Source organism: Enterococcus sp. 4G2_DIV0659, from assembly GCF_002140715.2.
GTDB lineage: Bacteria > Bacillota > Bacilli > Lactobacillales > Enterococcaceae > Enterococcus_L > Enterococcus_L mansonii.
Map to the genome: position 1 here is coordinate 2,938,816 of NZ_NGLE02000001.1, position 17,183 is coordinate 2,955,998.

At 35.6% G+C, this 17,183-nt stretch carries 15 protein-coding genes and 1 pseudogene; 7 read left to right on the forward strand and 9 right to left on the reverse strand.

Going from position 1 to position 17,183, the window contains the following annotated elements:
• The first annotated feature begins 320 nt into the window (after window positions 1-320).
• Window positions 321-1,634 (forward strand): glucosaminidase domain-containing protein, encoded by a 1,314-nt coding sequence (locus A5880_RS13840; RefSeq protein ID WP_086329600.1) that lies wholly within the window; start codon window positions 321-323, stop codon window positions 1,632-1,634.
• Between the two features lie 353 nt (window positions 1,635-1,987).
• Here the strand turns inward: A5880_RS13840 and A5880_RS13845 are convergent, their stop codons facing one another.
• The 4 genes from A5880_RS13845 to A5880_RS13860 form a co-directional block, all read right to left on the reverse strand.
• Window positions 1,988-3,703 carry an ABC transporter permease/substrate binding protein gene (locus A5880_RS13845; RefSeq protein WP_086329601.1) on the reverse strand — a complete coding sequence of 572 codons (1,716 nt, stop codon included), beginning with the start codon at window positions 3,701-3,703 and terminating at the stop codon, window positions 1,988-1,990.
• Entirely contained in the window at window positions 3,696-4,886 is a 1,191-nt protein-coding gene (locus tag A5880_RS13850; RefSeq protein WP_218776207.1) for a quaternary amine ABC transporter ATP-binding protein, read from the reverse strand. Before A5880_RS13850 ends, A5880_RS13845 begins: the two co-directional genes overlap by 8 nt.
• 506 nt (window positions 4,887-5,392) lie before the next feature.
• Entirely contained in the window at window positions 5,393-6,028 is a 636-nt protein-coding gene (locus A5880_RS13855) for a GntR family transcriptional regulator (protein ID WP_086329602.1), read from the reverse strand.
• Between the two features lie 13 nt (window positions 6,029-6,041).
• Window positions 6,042-7,988, reverse strand: a complete 1,947-nt coding sequence (locus A5880_RS13860; RefSeq protein ID WP_086329603.1) for an ABC-F family ATP-binding cassette domain-containing protein — start codon at window positions 7,986-7,988, stop codon at window positions 6,042-6,044.
• A 215-nt stretch (window positions 7,989-8,203) separates the two neighbouring features.
• On the opposite strand from A5880_RS13860, the gene A5880_RS13865 reads away from it, so the two are divergent.
• Window positions 8,204-8,872, forward strand: a complete 669-nt coding sequence (locus tag A5880_RS13865; protein WP_086329604.1) for a redox-sensing transcriptional repressor Rex — start codon at window positions 8,204-8,206, stop codon at window positions 8,870-8,872.
• Between the two features lie 128 nt (window positions 8,873-9,000).
• On the opposite strand, the gene A5880_RS13870 is transcribed toward A5880_RS13865, so the two are convergent.
• Both A5880_RS13870 and A5880_RS13875 read right to left on the reverse strand, forming a co-directional pair.
• Entirely contained in the window at window positions 9,001-9,669 is a 669-nt protein-coding gene (locus A5880_RS13870) for a CPBP family intramembrane glutamic endopeptidase (RefSeq protein WP_218776216.1), read from the reverse strand.
• Between the two features lie 108 nt (window positions 9,670-9,777).
• Window positions 9,778-9,960: a hypothetical protein gene (locus tag A5880_RS13875; protein WP_086329606.1), complete on the reverse strand. Its 183-nt coding sequence runs from the start codon at window positions 9,958-9,960 to the stop codon at window positions 9,778-9,780.
• 244 nt (window positions 9,961-10,204) lie between these two features.
• Here A5880_RS13875 and groES point away from each other — a divergent pair, with 244 nt between their 5' ends.
• From groES to A5880_RS13890, 3 genes and pseudogenes are all read left to right on the forward strand, one after another.
• Window positions 10,205-10,489: a co-chaperone GroES gene (gene groES / locus A5880_RS13880; RefSeq protein ID WP_086329607.1), complete on the forward strand. Its 285-nt coding sequence runs from the start codon at window positions 10,205-10,207 to the stop codon at window positions 10,487-10,489.
• Between the two features lie 62 nt (window positions 10,490-10,551).
• Window positions 10,552-12,180 (forward strand): chaperonin GroEL, encoded by a 1,629-nt coding sequence (groL, locus tag A5880_RS13885; RefSeq protein ID WP_086329608.1) that lies wholly within the window; start codon window positions 10,552-10,554, stop codon window positions 12,178-12,180.
• 188 nt (window positions 12,181-12,368) lie between these two features.
• Window positions 12,369-13,508, forward strand: a pseudogene (locus tag A5880_RS13890) (transposase).
• Here the strand turns inward: A5880_RS13890 and A5880_RS13895 are convergent.
• The 3 genes from A5880_RS13895 to A5880_RS13905 all read right to left on the reverse strand — a co-directional run bounded on the left by A5880_RS13895 (window position 13,476) and on the right by A5880_RS13905 (window position 15,255).
• Complete coding sequence (locus A5880_RS13895) at window positions 13,476-13,682, reverse strand: hypothetical protein (protein WP_086329609.1); 207 nt, start codon at window positions 13,680-13,682, stop codon at window positions 13,476-13,478. The pseudogene A5880_RS13890 and the gene A5880_RS13895 overlap by 33 nt on opposite strands.
• A 23-nt stretch (window positions 13,683-13,705) precedes the next feature.
• Window positions 13,706-14,260 (reverse strand): hypothetical protein, encoded by a 555-nt coding sequence (locus A5880_RS13900; protein WP_086329610.1) that lies wholly within the window; start codon window positions 14,258-14,260, stop codon window positions 13,706-13,708.
• Window positions 14,261-14,658: 398 nt separating this feature from the next.
• Complete coding sequence (locus tag A5880_RS13905; RefSeq protein ID WP_086329611.1) at window positions 14,659-15,255, reverse strand: Ig domain-containing protein; 597 nt, start codon at window positions 15,253-15,255, stop codon at window positions 14,659-14,661.
• A gap of 463 nt (window positions 15,256-15,718) precedes the next feature.
• On the opposite strand from A5880_RS13905, the gene A5880_RS13910 reads away from it, so the two are divergent.
• Both A5880_RS13910 and A5880_RS13915 read left to right on the forward strand, forming a co-directional pair.
• Window positions 15,719-16,267: a sigma-70 family RNA polymerase sigma factor gene (locus A5880_RS13910; RefSeq protein WP_179190351.1), complete on the forward strand. Its 549-nt coding sequence runs from the start codon at window positions 15,719-15,721 to the stop codon at window positions 16,265-16,267.
• On the forward strand, window positions 16,257-17,024 hold the full coding sequence (locus tag A5880_RS13915) for a hypothetical protein (RefSeq protein ID WP_086329613.1): 768 nt from the start codon (window positions 16,257-16,259) through the stop codon (window positions 17,022-17,024). The genes A5880_RS13910 and A5880_RS13915 overlap by 11 nt, the downstream gene beginning before the upstream one ends.
• Window positions 17,025-17,183 lie beyond the last annotated feature (159 nt).

The window sequence follows — 17,183 nt, forward strand, 5'->3', positions numbered from 1 at the left end:
CTTGCCAGAATACGTTCTAGCAAGAGAATTTTTTTACGTAGTGGAAGCAAATAGGTTTAAAATCAATTTTTTTTTGATCTAATTATGAATTTTATTAGAAAATTTCGTTATTTAAGAGTCAAGTGCAAGATTTTACTGTATACTTATGGTAAAATAAATTCAACTTATAGAAGGTCACACGTGATTGTTGATGAAAAAGGACAGATACATATTAAACAGAAATTACACCTTTCTAGAACAAAATAACTATTATATAGAAAAGTTATTTTTCTAGTCTTTGTAGATGTCTTAACTACTTTATGAGAGGAACTAAAAATTAAATGAAAAGAAAATTACTATCATTTCAAATGGCTTGCGTATTGTTAAGCCTTAATCTAAGTCCAATTTTGGGTTATGCGGATGAATTGAACACAGAATCAACAACTTCTGAAGAAGGGACAGTAGAACAGGGGACTAACGATAGTTCTTCTACAGAAGAAACGACGACAGATTCGTCTACGTCATCTTCCAATACAGAAACTGGTACAACAGAATCAAGTACAGAAAAGCCGGTCACACCAACTGAACCTGTCGCTCCTCAAAAGCCTGTTGAGCCGCAACAACCGCAACCAACAGCTCCTGAAAATAACACTGGAGCGCCAATTGTTGAACAACCACAGCAAGTCGTTGATAACAGCCATGCAACTGTTCGACCAGACCAAGAGATTTCGATTGTAAAGAATGAACCTACTGAAATGTTTATTCGTCGAATCGGTGAGAAAGCTCGTGCTGTAGGGCAAAAAAATGATCTTTATGCTTCTATTATGATAGCTCAAGCCATTTTAGAAACAGGATCTGGCGGCAGTCAACTTAGTCAACAACCATACCACAATTTATTTGGAATCAAAGGTGAATATGAAGGACAAAGTGTGATTTTTTCAACGCAAGAAGATGATGGATCAGGTAACTGGTTTACAATCGATGCAGCCTTTAAACAATACCCAAGCGTTAAAGAATCATTTGAGGATTATGCTAAGTTGATGAAAGAAGGCATTAATTCCAACCCTGAGATTTATGCTGGAACATGGAAGTCTAATGCAACAAGTTATCAAGAGGCAACAAAAGCTTTGACAGGTGTTTATGCCACTGACACAAGTTATGATCAAAAGTTGAATGCCTTTATTGAAGAATATAATTTAACGGAATACGATAAAGCAGAACCATCTAAAACTTCGTCAGAATTGATTATCGCAGATACACATGCGGATAGTGATTTCCCAGATTATACTGGTGAGACGTATGCAGGGTCAGAATTATACGCTGCAGGTAATTGTACTCAGTATGTATACAATCGTATTGTTCAAATCGGTGGGTATATTGAAACCACTATGGGAAATGGAATGGATTGGGGCAATACAGGAAAAGCAAATGGCTATGAAGTAACGCATACACCAAAAGCAGGAACGGCAGTAAGTTTCCAACCAACTGTTGCTGGAGCAGATGGAACGTATGGTCACGTGGCGTTTGTGGAACATGTCTATGAGGATGGTTCTATCTTGATTTCTGAAATGAATGCTGCAGGTTTAGGCGTAGTGTCATTTAGAGTGATTGACCAAAATACAGCAAATACACTAACATATGTAACACCAAAATAGACTGAATGAAAGTGGGTAGCAATTTCCTAAAAAGCTACCCGCTTTTGTTTTGCTATGTTTCAGATACTTTTACTTTTTCTTAATGCTTCTATAGAAAACCTAAATGATTTAGGCATAGATTCTTCAAAACTTTTGGCTATTATAAATACATACCCAATAACAAACCCAAACAAAACACTTTTTCATTTTTACTCCTCAAGTAAAAAGAACTCCTTTTCCGCTCGGTCACCCAGCCGAGCGGTATTTTTTGTAAAAATGTTACGTAGCAAAAAAATGTCTGTGATATCACTCATTGAGCCATATCACAGACATTTTTAGTTGAATAAGAGAGTTTACAAAATCAACTTAATACTTTATTTTTTCCATTCAGCAACTTCGTTTGGATGCTTGTCAATCCAATTTCTAGCAGCTTTTGTTGGTTCAGTTCCATTGTTGATTTCTAACATAACAGATTCCATATCTTCTTTCGTCCAGTGGAAGTTTTTCAAAATAGCATAAGCTTCAGGATTATCTTGTTCTAATCCTTTTCTTGCCATCGTATGGATAGCCTCTTCGCTACCCATAGTACCTTTAGGATCTTCTAAATATTTCAGATCATATTTGGCAAACATCCAATGGGGTGACCAGCCTGTGATTACGATATCTTCTTTATTTTTGATTGCTTGTCCGAGTGCAACAGTCATTGCACCAGAAGAAGAAGTTTCAACTGACCAATCAGCTAAATTACTGTATGCTTTTTGTGTTTTCTCAGCGGCAGCGACAACTCCTGCACCGGGCTCAATGCCAGTAATTTTTTTACCTGCTTGTTCTTTTAAGTCTTCAATAGAATTAACATCCATATATTTGGGCACTACAATACCTAATTTAGCCCCTTTTAGGTTCTCACCTAAATCATCGACTTTATCTTTATATTGTTTATACTGCTCACCATGTGTGCCTGGTAGCCAAGCTGCAACCATCGCATCAGTTTCACCTTTTGAGATGGACTCCCACATGATTGCATTATCTAATGGAGTTAACGAAACATTGTATCCAACGTCTTTTAGCACTTCTCCAACCACGTGTGTTGAAGCAACTTCAGTATCCCATTCTACATATGAAAGAGAAATGTTTTTTTCTTCATCTTTACCAGAAGAGAAAAATGATGGAGCAATAACAGATGCGATAACAACAACAATAGCAATAATAATAGCGATTAGTTTTTGTTTAGCTGAAAATTTTGATGTTGATGGTGCTGTTTTTTTCTTATTTAAATGTTGTGTAAAACGATCGATGATGATGGCTAGAATAACTAAAGCAACCCCATTAACAAAACCATTTCCGACTTGTGCACGTTGTAAAGCTGAAAGAACGCCACGACCAAGTCCTGGAGCACCAATCATTGATGCGATAACAACCATAGATAAAGCTAACATGGTTGTTTGATTGACACCAGCCATAATCGTACTTTTAGCTAAGGGTAATTCTAGCTTGAATAATTTTTGCCAACCAGTACTTCCGAATGAATCAGAAGCTTCAACCAACTCTTTTGGCACTTGGCGAATCCCAAGGTTTGTAAAACGAACAGTTGGCGGTAAAGCAAAGATTACTGAGGCAAATACTCCAGGAACCATACCGATACCAAAGAATGCTACAGCAGGAATTAAATAAACAAATCCAGGCATAGTTTGCATAAAGTCTAAAATCGGTGTAATAATACTTTGCGCTTTATTACTTTTAGCCATCAAAATTCCTAGTGGCACACCAATAACAATAGAAACTACACTAGATAGTAACACTAATGTTACGGTACTCATTAGATCAGACCATAAATGTTGGTTATAAATGAAGAGTAAACCAATAAAAGTAAATAAACTCAAGCCAATCTTTTTATTTGAAATGAAAAAGGCAACAGCCGTCATTATGACGATAAATAAAAGGGGCGGAATAGCTACTAATAGAGACGTTATACCATCCATTAAATGTTGACCTGTTGACTGGAAGAAACTAAATAATCCAGCAAACGTGTTAGTCATCCATTCAGTAATTGTTTCAACCCAACTTGCTACAGGTAATTGATAATTATTCATTGATGTTCACCTCTGTTTCTGCTAACGCTTCAAGCACACTTCCTCGAATAACGACACCTAACAATTTATTGTTGTCCGTTACAGCAATTGGTGTTGGCGAATCATAAATGATTGGGAAGATATCATTTACCAGCATATCTTTATCAATTGAGGTGATATCAGTGTCCACATAATCAGTTAATGGCTTACCAGTTTTACGTGCTTCTAAAGCACGTTCTGCTCGAACAACACCTTTTAATTGACGTTTTTTATCGACAGCTAAGAGCATACTAACCTCTTCTTGACGCATTCGTGTTAAGGCAACAGTAGGGCCATCAATTTCAATGTTAGTAGTTAGAGCAGGAACCATAATATTTTGAGCTGTCAATACTTTGGAACGATCCACATCTTCAACGAATGTACGTACATAATCATTAGCTGGGTTGGTTAAAATTTCTTCTCCAGTACCGATTTGCATGATTTGACCATCTTTCATCAAGGCGATTCGATCACCAATACGTAAGGCTTCATTTAAATCGTGGGTAATGAAAATGATTGTTTTTTTCACATTTTCTTGTAAATCGACTAATTCATCTTGCATTTCACGTCGGATTAATGGATCTAGCGCAGAAAAGGCTTCGTCCATCAATAAAATTTCAGGATCATTCGCTAAAGCTCTAGCCAAACCGACACGTTGTTGCATACCACCAGATAATTGATTAGGAAACTGATCTTTAAAAGCAAGTAAACTTGAATTTTCTAGTGCTTTTTCTGCTTTAGCAGTTCGTTCCTCTTTCGGAATCCCTCGAACTTCTAATCCATACTCTGTATTTTCTAAGATAGTCCGATGAGGAAAAAGCCCAAAATTTTGGAAGACCATACTCATTTTATTTCGGCGAACTTCCCTTAATCCTTCTTTATCTAATTTGGCAATCTCTTGATTATCAATAAAAATATTTCCAGACGTTGGCTCAATCAAACGATTCAATAAACGAATCAATGTTGATTTCCCACTACCAGAAAGACCCATAATAACAAAAATTTCACCTTCTTCTACTTCAAAGTTTACATCGTAAACTCCAACAGTAGCACCAGTTTTTTTCAAGATTTCAGTTTTATCTTTGTTTTCTTTGATCATATCCAGTGCTTGCTTAGATTTTTTACCGAATATTTTTGTTAAATGCGATACTTTTACTTTGGGCAAAACAAAATTCCTCCTTATTTTAAAAGCTGAGCGAGCTCGTTTAATCTCGACAGGAAAATAGGAAAGTCGGAGAGTGGCGCTTTTAAGCCACAATCAGATTTTATCTTTTTCCCGAGAGACAAGCTCGCGAAGCTAGATAACCATAAAAGCAAAGCCAGCTCGTTCAACTACGACTGAAAAATAGGAAACCCAGAAGGGCGTTCTACGCCGCATTCAGAGTTCTCTTTTTCAATGAAGCTAGGCCATAGTTGATAATGGTGCTTGATTTTGCTTGAGCATGTACGTTGAAACATTCACTATGTTTCAAAATAAAAGCGACATAGTTTTTGCTATATCACGAAGACTTGATTTACATGTAAAGAAAATCAAATTCTTTTCTGTAAAAAAAGTGACCATTCTAGGTTAACACCGTGTAGTCACTTTGTCAAATGACTAACCTATAAATCAACACAAAAAACAAAGAAGAACAATCAAACGACTGAATGATTCCTCTTCTTTGTTTTTTATTATGAATTTGGATAGAAAAAATTTTGTACGCGTTGCAAAGTTGATTCGTGCCCTACAAAATAGATCGTATCGCCAGCTGTAAGTTTAGCATAAGGCCCAGGGGAGACAAGTAATTCATCTCCGTGTTTAATGGCAATCAATGTAGCAGAGGTGCTTTGCCATAAATTTAAGTCACTGATTGTCCTTTCCAAATGAGAAGCTTCATTCGTTAACGTAAAGGTAACAGGATTCAACGGATTAAACGAATCAAATCGTTTTGTTTGATCAACAAGTTTATCTAATATTTCTGAAAAGTGACTTAATTCTTCTTTTTGTTTTTTTACACTGCCAATCAAATCTTCCTTCAAATCATGAATGGATTGAACATCTTGATATTGCTCGACAAAAAGTTTGGCTTTTTCGATGGAGTGAACATAAAATCCGCTGCCGTGTTTTGCTTGAACAATGTCTAAATCCACCAAAACACTAATGGCTTTGCGCGCTGTTTCAGGAGAAACACTATATTTGTTAGCAAGAGTGGAGCGTGCATGAATTTTATCACCAACCATAAATGTTTGATCAGCGATTTTTGCTGCCACATCAACCGCAATTTGCTGATATTTTGGTTTTGTCACATTCATACGTTTTGAGGTCATGATTGCCCACCTTTCATTCATTTTTTTCGTTTAATTCCTCTAATTCTAAACTAAAGTTTTCCCATTCTGTCAGTAATTCTTCTTGTTGTTTTCGCTGAGTTTCTAACTCATCATTTAAAGACATCAGTTTTACATGATCATCAACTAAACTAGGATCACTCATTGATTGTTCCAATTGATCAATCGTTACATCCAGTGTTGCTAAATTTTCTTCGATTTGAGTGATCTTTCGTTGAAGATTTCGTAAAAGCTTTTGTTGCTCTTTATTTTGATAAAAATCATTTTTGGGTTTTGTCACTTCCGTTTGTGTTGTTTGGGTTTTTTCAGCAAGTAAAATAGCTAACTCTTCTTCTTCTTTTTTCTTTTCTAGGTAGTAGTCATAATCACCTAAGTAAAGCTTACTACCAGATTCAGAAAGTTCGACGACCTTTGTTGCGATCCGATTAATGAAATAACGGTCATGAGAAACAAATAAAAGAGTTCCTTCGTAATCAATCAAGGCATTTTCTAAAACTTCTTTATTATCTATATCCAAATGGTTCGTTGGTTCATCCAATATCAAAAAATTTTCTTTATCCATTGATAGTTTTGCCAAAGCAACACGAGCTTTTTCACCGCCACTCAAAAGGGGAATCGTTTTTTCCACATCATTTCCACTAAACAAAAAGCTGCCTAAAACATTGCGGATATCTTTTTCAGGTGTTGTAGGGTGTTCATCCCAAAGTTCTGCTAATACCGTTTTAGTACCATGAAGATCGGCTTGTTCTTGATCGTAATAGCCAATCTGGACATTGGTTCCAAGAGTTGCTGCTCCTTTAATGAAGGGAATAGTCCCAATAATCGATTTTAGCAAGGTTGACTTTCCAATACCATTGGGTCCGACTAAAGCAATGGCTTCTTGTCTACGGATATCTAAAGAGACTGGTTCAGATAAGACACGAAAATCATACCCAATTGCAGCATCTTCCACTTGTAGGACAACATTTCCTGAAGTTTTTTCAATGGAAAATAGGAAATTCGCTGATTTTTCGTCTCCTTGAGGTCTGTCCAATCGTTCCATTTTTTCTAATGTTTTCCGGCGGCTTTGTGCTCGTTTTGTCGTGGACGCTCTGACTAAGTTTCTGGCAACAAATTCTTCTAATTTATTGATTTCCGTTTGTTGTTTTTCATATGCTTTCCATTCACTTGTTAACTGCTCGGCTTTTAATTCTAAATATTTAGAGTAGTTTCCTTTGTAATAGCGCATTTTATGACGGCTGATTTCATAAACTTCATTAACGACTTTATCCAGAAAGTAACGGTCATGTGAGACGATCAAAAGGGCACCTGAGTATCCAGGTAAGTAATTCTCTAGCCAAGAAAGGGTGTCAATATCTAAATGGTTCGTTGGCTCATCGAGAATCAAAATATCTGGTTTTTGCAACAGCATTCTTGCTAAAGCTAAACGTGTTTTTTGACCACCAGATAATGTACTGATATTTTTTGAATAAAATTCTTCTTTAAAACCAAAGCCATGTAGGACAGAACGAATTTCATTTTCATAGCCATAACCATTTTTTTCTGAAAAGTCATGTTGTAGTCGGTCATATTCTTTCATAACAGATTCGTAATTTGAAGCATCAGGTAAAAGTTCACTGATGATGATTTCTAGCTCACGCATCCGATTTTCCATCGTTATGACCTCGTCAAACGCTTCAAGCATTTCATTCCAAACTGTTTTGTCAGAAGTAAGTCCAGTATCTTGAGCTAGGTAACCTAAACTGGCCGTTTTATTTTTAGCAATGGTTCCAGCATCAGGTGCGTCGATGCCAGCGATTATTTTTAAAAGAGTCGATTTACCAGCGCCATTGCGGCCAACCAAAGCGACTCGACTATTTGTACTAATTTCCATTTGTATGTTTTCAAACAAAGTATCTGCACCGAAATAACGGGCAATTTGATTTGCTTGGAGTAAAATCATGGGGCATCCTCATTTCTATTTCAATGCTTTTAGTGTAGCATAAATTAACAAAAAATAGCACCTCTACCGTAGCTTGAATCAAAATTTGCATAGACTGTTTAAAAAAGTTTGAAAAATCGTTTTTTTCCTGAGCTGTAAGATTGCTTTTTGTCTAGAACAACTGATATTATGGGAGTTGGATATTTGTCTATATTTAGAGTATTGGAGGTACGATTGTGAAAGACCAAATTATTCCAAAAGCAACGGCAAGACGCCTTCCCCTATATTATCGTTATTTGAGAATTCTGCATGATGCAGGCAAGAATAAAGTCTCATCTACTGAGCTAAGCGATGCAGTTCAAGTAGATAGTGCAACGATTCGACGAGATTTTTCTTATTTTGGCGAATTAGGTAAACGTGGTTATGGTTACGATGTTGAGAATTTGATGAATTTCTTTGCTAAAACACTGAATGATGACGAGCTAACGAATGTCGCCTTAATTGGTGTAGGTAATTTAGGAAGTGCCTTGTTGAAATATAAATTTCATCAAAGTAATAGTATTCGGGTGAGTTGCGCATTTGATGTAAACGACGACATTGTTGGTAGAATTGTCGACGGTATTCCAGTGTATCCAATGAGTGACATGATGGAGCAGATTCGGGTGCAACAAATTGAAGTAGCGATTTTGACTTTACCTGCGAGAAAAGCCCAGGAAGTTGTGAGCCAATTGGCTGATGCTGGAGTGAAGGGGATTTTGAACTTTACAGCAGCTCGTTTGGTAGCACCAAAAGATGTATTGATTCAAAATGTAGATTTAACAAATGAACTACAAACGTTGATTTACTTCTTACATCACGACAGTGAATTGATTGATTCAGATATAGAAGAAGCAAAACCAGAATAAAAAGTGAGATTGGGACAGAAGTTTATTTACGAAGAAGTTGCTTCTGCTTTCACCGTTTGCTCGGTTTTTAGGTGGCTGGGATATGACTTGTAGAGTTATGTCCCAGCCGCTTTTTTTGTATTCATGGATTAGTTAGGTAGATCGATATTGGCATAATGAAGGACAAGTTGTGCGATAACTACAATTGTGTTCATACCACAATGGGCAATGATTGATGTCCAAATCTTTCCAGTCATTTTATAAAGAAGGACAAAAAAGAGTCCCAAAGAGAAATAGACAAAAAAATGACCATCTTGGTGAATGACAGAAAATAAAGAAGAGCTGATAATTGCTGCAAACCAAAACCCTGTATAAGATTCCAATAATCCAATTAGAGAACGACGGAAAACAAATTCCTCCATAATCGGTCCGCCGATCGTAGTAGCTAATATAAATAAAGGATTAGCTAAAATTACAGCGATAATATTTTGAGTATTTTCTGAATTAGGTTTAACTCCTGTAATAGCCATTTCAATACTAAAAATGACTGCTTGTATGATCATAGCTAAAAAAATGCCACTCACACCTAATAAAAATATAAAGACTGGTGAAGTTAAAGTAGGGTTTTGTTCGACTGCGACTACAGCAGTTTTTTTATTTTTTAAATAGAGCCATATCATCAAAATAGCTCCAAAAATGTAGGTGAAAGTCGCCCCAGAAATCACAATAGTCGGTGAAAAGGGCTTAAACAGAAAGGGTGATAAAAAGATGAGTCCGTATAGAATGATTGTAATAAAGCTTAGTTTTTTGATAGACAGATTTGTAGGCATGAAACCAGAAAACCCCTTTCAACAATAGTGTAGTTTTATAAAGTATAACACAGTATATCTTTATTATAATCGAATAGATGAACAAGGAAAAAATAATTACTTCTTATGATTATGACGATAACCTAGTAATAGAAAAATAAATACGAAAAAAAATGCAGCTTCCCATAAAGTTGTTGTCCAATCAAAACGTTTAGTTACACCAAAAAAGAAGTTACCAACATTAGCAATAACTAAATAAAGACCTGTGATGATCAACGCATTAGTGACCCGTTGTTTCATTTCAATCGCCTCTCTTTCTGTTCTTATTTTAACACGAAATGAGTAAGAAAAAGGAAATCGTCTCATTTGCTTGGGAAAACGATATTTTTTAATCGTTATTTAGCAAATCAAGTAACAATTATTTTAGAAAAATTAGTCAAAAGGCTTGCAAAATGAAAGGGAAATGAGTATTATAAATAGTGTGAGTTAGCACTCTATAACTAAGAGTGCTAAAAAAGAAAAAACATTTATGGAGGGATTTATTGTGTTAAAACCATTAAGCGATCGCGTCGTTATTGAAGTCGCGAAAGAAGAAGAAAAAACAGTGGGAGGTATTGTCTTAGCATCAGCAGCTCAAGAAAAGCCTCAAACAGGAAAAGTCATCGCAGTAGGTGAAGGCCGTGTTTTAGAGAACGGTACAAAAGTTCCTGCCGATGTTAAAGAAGGCGACACAGTGATGTTTGAAAAATATTCTGGTACTGAAGTAAAATATGAAGGAAATGACTACTTGATCGTTTCTAGCAAAGACATCATTGCAATCGTTGAATAAATTGTTTTAAGATAAACAACCCATTTAAAATAGAAAAAATAAACTTTTGAGGTGAAGGAATTATGGCAAAAGAAATCAAATTTGCAGAAGACGCACGTGCAGCAATGCTTCGTGGAGTAGATATTTTAGCAGACACAGTAAAAGTAACATTAGGTCCTAAAGGCCGTAACGTTGTTTTAGAAAAATCTTTCGGTTCTCCATTGATCACAAATGATGGTGTAACAATCGCTAAAGAAATTGAGTTAGAAGATCATTTTGAAAATATGGGAGCGAAACTGGTTTCTGAAGTGGCTTCAAAAACAAATGATATCGCAGGAGATGGTACAACAACTGCGACTGTATTGACACAAGCAATCGTACGTGAAGGATTGAAAAATGTCACTGCTGGTGCTAATCCACTAGGTATTCGTCGTGGAATCGAGTTAGCAACTAAAACAGCTGTTGAAGAGCTACACAACATTTCAACGGTCGTAGATTCTAAAGAGGCAATTGCACAAGTTGCTGCAGTTTCTTCTGGTTCAGATCGTGTAGGTCAATTGATTGCTGACGCAATGGAAAAAGTTGGTAATGATGGTGTTATTACGATTGAAGAATCAAAAGGGATCGAAACTGAATTAGATGTAGTTGAAGGAATGCAATTTGACCGCGGTTACTTATCTCAATATATGGTAACTGACAATGATAAAATGGAAGCTGTTTTAGAAAATCCATATATCTTAATCACTGATAAAAAAATCTCTAATATTCAAGATATCTTGCCATTGTTAGAGCAAATTTTACAACAAAGCCGTCCATTATTGATCATTGCTGATGATGTTGATGGAGAAGCATTACCAACATTAGTATTAAATAAAATCCGTGGAACATTTAACGTAGTTGCTGTGAAAGCGCCAGGATTTGGTGATCGTCGTAAAGCAATGCTTGAAGATATCGCTATCTTAACAGGAGCAACAGTAATCACTGAAGACTTAGGCTTAGAATTAAAAGATACAACAATTGACAATCTTGGTAATGCAAGCAAAGTAGTTGTTGATAAAGATAACACAACAATTGTTGAAGGTGCTGGTGAAAAAGCAGGTATCGATGCCCGTGTTCAATTAATTAAAAACCAAATTGCAGAAACAACTTCTGACTTTGACCGCGAAAAACTACAGGAACGTTTAGCGAAATTAGCTGGCGGAGTTGCTGTTGTAAAAGTTGGTGCTGCAACTGAAACAGAATTAAAAGAATTAAAACTACGTATTGAAGATGCGTTGAATGCAACTCGTGCGGCTGTTGAAGAAGGTATGGTTTCTGGTGGCGGTACAGCATTAGTAAACGTGATCGGCAAAGTAGCTTCTTTAGATGCAGAAGGTGATGTTGCAACGGGTGTGAAAATTGTTGTTCGTGCGTTAGAAGAACCAATCCGCCAAATTGCTGAAAATGCTGGCTACGAAGGTTCAGTAATCGTTGATAAATTAAAAAATATCGATTTAGGCGTTGGGTTCAATGCGGCTAATGGCGAATGGGTAAACATGGTTGAAGCAGGAATCGTTGATCCAACAAAAGTTACACGTTCAGCGTTACAAAACGCTGCATCTGTAGCCGCTTTACTATTAACAACAGAAGCTGTTGTTGCAGATAAACCAGAACCAGCTGGACCTGCGATGCCTCCAATGGATCCATCAATGGGCATGGGCGGCATGATGTAAAGAGAAATGAGCGCTTGGGACATAAGTCTCAAGGCAAAGAAAATAGAAGAGTGTGGGATAAATAGTCAGAAAAAAATCTGATTATTGTCCCATTTTTTTTGAATTTAAGGTACACAAAAAGCACTCAGCCCTGTAAGATTAAAGTGACAAAACCCAATCAGAAAGGAAGCGAGTGCCTCGAGTGCCTTATGTTTAAAAATTATACCATCCCCGATATTACCTTTGTGGTCAATTCTTTAGCAGAAGCCATTCCTCAAAAGCTATTCAATCAATTGGAAAACCAACTTGGACGTCCTACTTATCACCCTAAAATAATGTTAAAAATCATTCTTTATGCCTACACGCAACGCGTATTTTCTGGCAGAAAGATTGAATTTCTTCTAGAGGATAGCTACCGCATGCGTTGGTTAGCCAACCACGAACAACTCAGCTATCGCACCATTAATCGGTTTAGAAGCAGCGAGACAACCGCTCAGCTTTTAGCTGAAGCCTTTGTCTTATTTCGTCGTCAGCTGATTACGAATCAAGTCATCGATAATGAAGCCATTTTCATTGATGGTACAAAAATTGAAGCTGACGCTAATAAATTCAGCTTTGTTTGGCGGAAAGTAACTACTCGGTACGAACGCTCTTTAGATGAAAAATCCGAAACATTTTATTAAACCCTTTATCAAGAAGAAATCTTACCTTGTTTAAAAGAAGAAAGTCAATCCGAGGGATTGACGAGCGACCAGTTAGAAAAAGTCGCTTATTATTTACAAGCAGAAAGAACAAGATGAATATATTTGCCCAGCCAAACGCCCTGTAATCTTCAAAAGATACGGCCGAAGAAAAGATAAAAGTGGATTTTTGCTAGAGTTCAAAGTGTATGAATGTGAGAACTGCCGAGCATGTCCATTTCGCAGCCAATGTACGAACGCGAAAAGTGATCGAAAGCGACAACTTTTAGTGAACAATTCATGGTGCTATTTCAAAGCAGAGTGTAAGAAGAAGCTTTTAGAGGAACAAACCGAACCGGTTCGATTTACAAAAAACGTAAAAACGATGTCGAACCAGTGTTTGGTCATCTAAAAGCTCAATTAGCGTTCCATCGTTTCCACTTGCGAGGGAAACAAGGAGGGAAGATTGACATTGGTTTGGCGCTCATGGCACTAAATTTGAGAAAATTGGGGAAATATATGGAGAGAAAAGTGTGCATACTAACAAAAACGAGTCCAATTTTGATAATACACATCAAAGTTGGACTCGTTTTTGTTTTGAGAGAGGACCACTGTCCCACTTTCATTTTTATAGAATTATTTAATATTTTCCCAGATGGATATCCATAAATCTTCAAATGAGCTATTCTTGGAATTCCCATCCGTTTGAATGCTAATCCCCATAGTTGTATCTTCATCCTTTATCATTTTGTTGATGGCATCATGTAAGTTATCAGATTCGAAATAGCCTAATTTTTGATATCGTTCTAAAATCAATCCTATTTTTGATAAAGGAACTTCCATTCAGATTACCTCATTTCTTATTTTTATTTACCTAAAGTTACTCCACCAGCAGAGGAAGTAACCGTACCAGAACCAAATCCGTTGTATACTTGAGCGGTAACCCTAACACTTCCGTAACCTTTAGATCCGGAATAGGTGATATAAACTCCTCCGTTGTAATCATATCTGTTTGGAATATTAACATTTGAATTAAACCTCTTTCCTCGATATGTTACGCTAAAATTTGCTTTATACATTGCAGAATTTGATGAGACTAAAGTATAACTTGTATAAGCCAGCGTATTAATGATTTTTCTAGTTGCGGCGTGGAGAACCAATACATTTACAAGTCGCTGATTTTTTGCAACCGAATTCGCATCAGCTGGTTGTATAATTGTTGTTTGATAAAAGTCGTCGTTTTCGCTGAAACCATCAGAGTAAAAATGTTCTTTCACATTTTCTGGCAAATCACTGAAATCAACTTCATTTTTTTGATCTGTTGTAATTTCATTTGTTGTAGATTCAGCCTTTGCCTCTAAACTAAAGTTTAAAGAAAATGTTAGAGCGAACGATGTAATAAAAAGTGTCAGTTTTTTCATAGATTTTATACCAACTTTTATTTTTACTCATCGCGATTGAGATACTCTATATAATACATTATCACCTAAAAGTTGTGAATATATTTTTAGTTATTTTTTCAAAAAACTCATTGTATGTTAATTCTAAGGATGATTGAGTTCAATAGAGAAATATTGTAATATGAATAGGTATATACCTGTAGGTATTTTTATTTATGATAAAAAAATTATTTCGAAGGTTTTTAAATGAGGAAAATTAAAAAAACATTAGTTGTTATGGTTGCGTTTATAGAAGTTTATCAAAAAGTAAATGGGGTTCCGAAGCATAGAGTAGAATAGAGTTTTTCTCGTCACCCCCAATTGGTCGTTTTTTTTGTAAAGAAAAAGCCATCACTATTGTGAAGACTTTAAATAATAAACTAAATCAAGGCGATTAGAGCAATGTCAATCGCTTCCATTCTCAAAGCTTGACCAGTAGTTCCAGAAATTTGACCATTTTGCGACCAACCTGTCCATCCTTTTTTTTGTATATGTGTTCTGTACATAACTCTATACAATCCAGAAGCAGATATTTGGACCGCCTCTGCGCGTAAACCTCTGCCAGTAGTCCCATTCACTGATCCGTTGCTAGACCAACCTTGCCAGCCTAGATTTTGAATGTGTAGTCTGTACTTGATAGAAGCATTATTGTTAGAAAAAGCTAGCGCTAATGCTTCTAACCTAAGAGCTTGACCTGTAGTGCCTAAATAATAACGCTCAACATTTAAAGAGTTTGACCATCCGTAATTTTGTACATGGCATTTCCCATATAAGTTGCCATGAATTCCTCTTTCTAATCCTGATGATTCCACAAGTTTGTACCCTTTTGGAATAGCATCTAACAACTCCTGTTGCTCTTGAGCTGTTCTACTGACATTTTGATTTAGAAACTCTTCAGCCTTGCTTACTTTTGGTGAAAGGACTACACAAACTAATCCGACAAATAATACTGTTAAAAACACTTTAATTTTTCTCATTAAGAAACCCCTTTCTTTCTATGTGTTAAGTTTAATATAACTCTCTTTTTGTGTCAAATGAATTTTATTTACTCTTGTTACACAACATGGCAATCTTTCTTTCAATATCCATATTTAATTCTAACAACTCTACTGAAGAGTTTAATTGTTGATCAAATACGGCTTATTTTTCTACTAATCTGAGGGCATATTGAATAAGTTGGGATAGAATCTGAATAGGTAACTCTTTTCATATATAAATGAAAGTATATTCTTTGCTAGTTCGCTTTGAGGGGTACACAAAGAAAATTAGTCGCGTGAATAGCAATGAAAATATTGACGATGATCATTAAGAGTTGGTGCTTAAAGAGGTTTTCTGTCCTTCTATTTTCAGAAATTTTCTATGCACATAAACGAAAAAAATTAAGAAACTGAAACTTTCTAATAGGCTTTATACACTAATATGGTGAAGGGAGCATATTTAATGGTAGAAATGACAAATGAAACAATACGTTTAGTAAAAAAAGCCAAGAAAGGAGATGATTCGGCATTTGAGAAGCTTTTGAAAGAACAATATGAGTATATTTATCGAACCGCATATCACTATGCACATTCTGAACAAGATATTACAGATATTATTCAAGAAACGACAATGGAAGCGTATAAAGGAGTATCTAAATTAAAAGAAGAACATTATTTTTATACTTGGTATATTCGAATATTGATACGTGTTGCAGGTAGAATAACTAAAAAATCAACACACATAAAGCAAGTAAATATTGATGACTATTTAGAACAAGTCATTACTGTAGAGAATATAAATGATATTGAGCAAGGATTAGATTTAATGACTTCTTTTAAACAAATCGATAAAAAATATACTGAAGTCTTACAGCTATTTTATTACCAAGACTTATCAATTCAAGAAATAAGTCAAATTTTAAAAATGCCAATAGGTACTGTAAAAACGAATTTATTTAGAGGAAGACAACAATTGAAATCAGTTTTAGGAGGCGACTATTTTGAAAGATGATTCTAAAAAGGTAATAACTGAAATAAATTCAACGATCAAAGTTCCAAAGGACAAAACCTATCGTGCGATAGAAGAGGGGATACGTTTAGGAAAAAAAAGAAGCAGAAAAAGAAGGGTATACTCTTTTATAGCATTAGCTACGACAGCCGCTATAGGAATGATTATTATAATTAATTCGCCAATCGCAAATGCTCTAACAGATATTTTTGGTGCAAAGTTGATGAACGTAGCGCCTGGAGAAACCAAAGAATTTGCGCCTAAAACGATTAACCAAACGAATAATGGATTTGAAAATATCGATACACTTAAGCCTATTAAACTGGTAGATGATGTTGATATTTCACAAGAGTTATTAATGAAATACGCTTGGATTCCTTTAACCTATTCAAGCTCAGGTGAACTTATAGTGGACGTTGTTGACTCAAAGGTTGTGGTTCATCGGTTTAATGCTACTGAATTATTACTATCCTTTGTAGATGTTAGAACAGGTCAAGAGACTTCTGAAGCGGATACTATCTATTATAATGATAAGAACCAACCAATTGAAAAATATAAAGATTTGGATATATTTACTTATAAGCTACAAGACAAGATATTGGAACAGCAGGTTCTGTTTTCATCGAAAAAAAAATCAGATCCAACTTATATGGAGTTAAGCATAGTTGATGGTTTATTAGTGATGTTTCCACATGATGATTATTCTCATAAGAAAGAACGACAACTCATCTTACAACCTGTAGAAATAAAGCTAAAATGACTCCGAGAACAAACGAGGTCCTGTAAAAAATCAAAACTCGGTGTTTTAACGCTTAGAATTTGAGGGGATTGAAGTGAAGTAGCTGCTTTTTTTTCGCTGTTTATTCGTTTAACTTATCAAATATTTTAGAGTCTGATGGAAAAGTTTAATAAAAAAATG

Coding starts and splice junctions, on each gene's coding strand:
- A5880_RS13840 (WP_086329600.1), top strand. CDS start 321: ATGAAAAGAAAATTACTATCATTTCAAATGGCTTGCGTATTGTTAAGC.
- A5880_RS13845 (WP_086329601.1), bottom strand. CDS start 3,703: ATGAATAATTATCAATTACCTGTAGCAAGTTGGGTTGAAACAATTACT.
- A5880_RS13855 (WP_086329602.1), bottom strand. CDS start 6,028: ATGACCTCAAAACGTATGAATGTGACAAAACCAAAATATCAGCAAATT.
- A5880_RS13860 (WP_086329603.1), bottom strand. CDS start 7,988: ATGATTTTACTCCAAGCAAATCAAATTGCCCGTTATTTCGGTGCAGAT.
- A5880_RS13875 (WP_086329606.1), bottom strand. CDS start 9,960: ATGAAACAACGGGTCACTAATGCGTTGATCATCACAGGTCTTTATTTA.
- groL (WP_086329608.1), top strand. CDS start 10,552: ATGGCAAAAGAAATCAAATTTGCAGAAGACGCACGTGCAGCAATGCTT.
- A5880_RS13895 (WP_086329609.1), bottom strand. CDS start 13,682: ATGGAAGTTCCTTTATCAAAAATAGGATTGATTTTAGAACGATATCAA.
- A5880_RS13900 (WP_086329610.1), bottom strand. CDS start 14,260: ATGAAAAAACTGACACTTTTTATTACATCGTTCGCTCTAACATTTTCT.
- A5880_RS13905 (WP_086329611.1), bottom strand. CDS start 15,255: ATGAGAAAAATTAAAGTGTTTTTAACAGTATTATTTGTCGGATTAGTT.
- A5880_RS13910 (WP_179190351.1), top strand. CDS start 15,719: ATGGTAGAAATGACAAATGAAACAATACGTTTAGTAAAAAAAGCCAAG.